This is a genomic window from Pseudomonas sp. Sample_16, assembly GCF_004307665.1.
In the GTDB taxonomy this organism is placed as follows: Bacteria; Pseudomonadota; Gammaproteobacteria; order Pseudomonadales; family Pseudomonadaceae; genus Aquipseudomonas.
Window position 1 is genome coordinate 1 of the sequence record NZ_RCOB01000219.1, and the last position, 3,366, is coordinate 3,366.

Here is a 3,366-nt window from a genome sequence, read left to right on the forward strand (position 1 = left end):
GCCCAGGCCCACCACCGACAGGATGGTTTCCATCGCGGTCCAGGTCTTGAAGGTTTCGGCCACGGTCATGTTGAAGTACTGCTTGACCAGCCAGAAACCGGCGTCGTTCACGTGGGACAGGATCAACGAACCGGCACCGGTGGCCAGCACCAACAACTCGCGGTTCACGCCCGGGATCATTCCTACCACCGGTACCACGATGCCCGCGCCCGTGATGGTCGCCACCGTCGCCGAACCGGTTGCGATACGGATCACCGCTGCCACCAGCCAGGCCAGCAGGATCGGCGAGATCTGTGCGTTCACCGCCATGTGGCCGATCACGTCGCCCACACCACTGGTCACCAGCATCTGCTTGAAGCCACCACCGGCACCGATGATCAGGATGATCGCGGCGGTCGGTGCGAGGCTCGCATCCAGCCATTTCATCATTTGGCTGGAACCGATGCCCTGCTTGTAGCCAAAGGTATACAGCGACAGCAGCAACGCCAGCAGCAATGCCGAAATCGGGTGACCGATCAGGTCCATGAAGGCGCGGAAGATGTTGCCATCCGGCAGCACAACGTCGGCGAAGGTCTTGAGCAGCATCAGGAACACCGGCAACAGCACGGTGACCAATGTGATGCTGAAGCTCGGCAGTTCGGTCGAATCGGTTTCGCGGGCCAGTTGATCCACCAGTTCCTGGTTCGGATGACCGGGAATGTGCTTGGCAATGAACGTACCGAAGATCGGGCCGGCAATGATCGCCGTTGGCAGCGCCACGATCAGACCATAAAGAATGGTTTTACCGATGTCGGCACCGAACACGCCGATAGCCAGCAGCGGGCCCGGGTGCGGCGGCACCAGGCCGTGGACCGCCGAGAGGCCGGCCAGCAGCGGGATACCGATCTTGATGATCGAAACGCCGGTGCGACGGGCAACGATGAACACCAACGGAATCAGCAACACGAAGCCGATTTCGAAGAACAGCGGGATGCCCACCAGGAACGCGGCGAACATCATTGCCCACTGCACTTTGTCCTTGCCGAACGCGCGGATCAGGGTCTGGGCAATCTGGTCTGCCCCGCCCGACTCGGCCATCATTTTGCCGAGCATGGTGCCCAGCGCCAGGATGATACCGACGAAACCGAGCACACCACCGAAGCCGTCCTGGAACGCCTTGATGATGGTGCCGATCGGCATGCCGGAGGTCAGCCCGAGGAAGGCGGCGGCAATGATCAGGGCAAGAAAGGGGTGCAACTTGAACTTGGTGATCAGGACGATAAGCCCGATCACCGTGACCACTGCATCGAGCAGCAGGAACGTCTCGTGGGACATGCCAAACATTAGGGGTGTCTCCTGGTTGTTGTTGTTATTAAAGCGGGTAATTCAAAAGCCATAAGGACAGCGCTATCTCTGCAAGCAAAAAATTAACCGGCGCGCTTCAAGCCATGCTCAAGCCACCAATGGTGTGCCTGGACGGCCAGTTCATCGACGCTGTGGTTCGACGCATCGAGGGCCAGGGTCAATGGCTCGCCGACGGGGGATTCGAGGGTGGCGAACTGGCTGTCGATCAAGGTCGACGGCATGAAATGGCCCGGCCGGTGGGAAACGCGGTCGGCGGCGACTTCGGGGGTCAGTTCAAGGAACACGAAGCCCAGGCCCGGCAAGGCGCTGCGCAAGCGTTCGCGATAGATGTGCTTGAGCGCCGAACAGGTCAACACCGGGCGCTGGCCCTTGGCGTCAATGCGGCGCAATTCATCGCACAGGCTGTCGAGCCAGCCGGCACGGTCTTGATCGTCCAGTGGGATACCCGCGCTCATCTTTTCGATATTGGTGGCTGGGTGGAAAGAGTCGCCTTCAATGGCAGTGGCGCCGCTCAGTTGGCACAGAGCTTCGCTGACGCACGTCTTGCCGCAACCGGCAACGCCCATGATGACCAGGGCGGTGATGGGATGATTCATGTAACACCTCAGCGCGCAGACAGCGCTACCTTTGCAAGCTATGACACTCGAACAAAAGCAGAAGTTGCCGACGCCTTTCTTGTCATTTTATGGGTTGCAGCATGTTCGTTCCCAATGCCAAAAAGCGAGGATCAGGCGAACCCCCGCTCACGCATTTGCAGCTGCATCGAGACAGCGCTACCTTAGTGCCTTGAATTTTGTTTGGCAAGCCGTCGATGAATCCAACTAAAAACGATAAAAATACCCGCACCACTGGCCGCCCTACCCTGAATGAAGTTGCCCGCCTGGCCGGTGTCAGCCCGATCACTGCTTCGCGTGCCCTGCGCGGCGTCAGCACCGTGGCTACCGAACTGGTGGAAAAAGTCCAGAAAGCGGCACTTGAGCTCAACTATGTAGTCAACCCTGCCGCCCGTGCCCTGGCGTCGGCGCAGAGCCATTCGGTGGTGGTGCTGGTGCCGTCATTGTCCAACCTGCTGTTCATCGACACCCTGGAAGCCATTCATCAGGTTTTGCGCCCCAAGGGCTTCGAAGTGCTGATCGGCAACTTCCACTATTCCCGCGACGAAGAAGAAAACCTGCTGCGCAATTACATGGCCTATCAGCCACGCGGTTTGTTGTTGACCGGGTTCGACCGCACCGAAAGCTCGCGACGGATGATCGAAGCCAGCAACATTCCCTGCGTGTACATGATGGAGCTGGACAGCGCCGCCGGGCTTAATTGCGTCGGCTTTTCGCAACTGGCCGCCGGTGAAACGGCCGCCGAGCACTTGCTGTCCCGCGGTCGCAAGCGCCTGGCGTACATCGGCGCGCAACTGGATCAACGCACCTTGCTGCGCGGCGAGGGTTTCCGTCGCGCCCTGCAAAAGGCCGGTTTGTACGATCCCGCCCTGGAAGTGCTGACCCCGCGTCCGTCTTCCGTGGGCCTGGGTGGCGAACTGTTCTTGCAGATGATCGCCAGCCACCCGGATGTCGATGCGATCTTCTTCGGCAACGACGACCTGGCCCAGGGCGCGCTGCTCGAAGCGATGAGACACGGGATCAAGATCCCCGAACAAGTGGCGATCCTCGGCTTCAACGACCTGCCCGCATCCGCGCACATGGTCCCGCGCCTGAGCAGCATCAGCACCCCCCGCGAAGCCATCGGCCGCCGCGCGGCGGAGCAGATGCTGACGCTGATGGCCGGCAACACCGTGGCCAGGCCGGTGCAGGATATGGGCTTTGAGCTGAAGGTGCGTGAGAGTACATAAGCACGACTCAACCGCAGTGAAGTGAGATTTTGTGGCGAGGGAGCTTGCTCAGTTCGGCGGCGAAGCCGTTGCAATGTAGATAGAACGCATCCGCTGATATTGGGAGCGCTTCGCACTCCAGCGCGAGCAAGCTCCCTCGCCACAGGTTCGGCGATCAATCCTGCGGATCGAGGTTATCC

General features: G+C 60.3%; 3 protein-coding genes. 1 reads left to right on the forward strand and 2 read right to left on the reverse strand.

Features of this window, described 5'->3' with window-relative positions:
* Positions 1-1,323: GntP family permease (locus D8U69_RS28795; protein ID WP_130908623.1), on the reverse strand; the 1,323-nt coding region annotated here is incomplete at its 3' end.
* A gap of 83 nt (positions 1,324-1,406) precedes the next feature.
* Complete coding sequence (locus D8U69_RS28800) at positions 1,407-1,940, reverse strand: gluconokinase (protein ID WP_130908624.1); 534 nt, start codon at positions 1,938-1,940, stop codon at positions 1,407-1,409.
* Positions 1,941-2,155: 215 nt separating this feature from the next.
* Here D8U69_RS28800 and D8U69_RS28805 point away from each other — a divergent pair, with 215 nt between their 5' ends.
* Positions 2,156-3,187: a LacI family DNA-binding transcriptional regulator gene (locus D8U69_RS28805; protein WP_056852596.1), complete on the forward strand. Its 1,032-nt coding sequence runs from the start codon at positions 2,156-2,158 to the stop codon at positions 3,185-3,187.
* Positions 3,188-3,366: the final 179 nt, after the last annotated feature.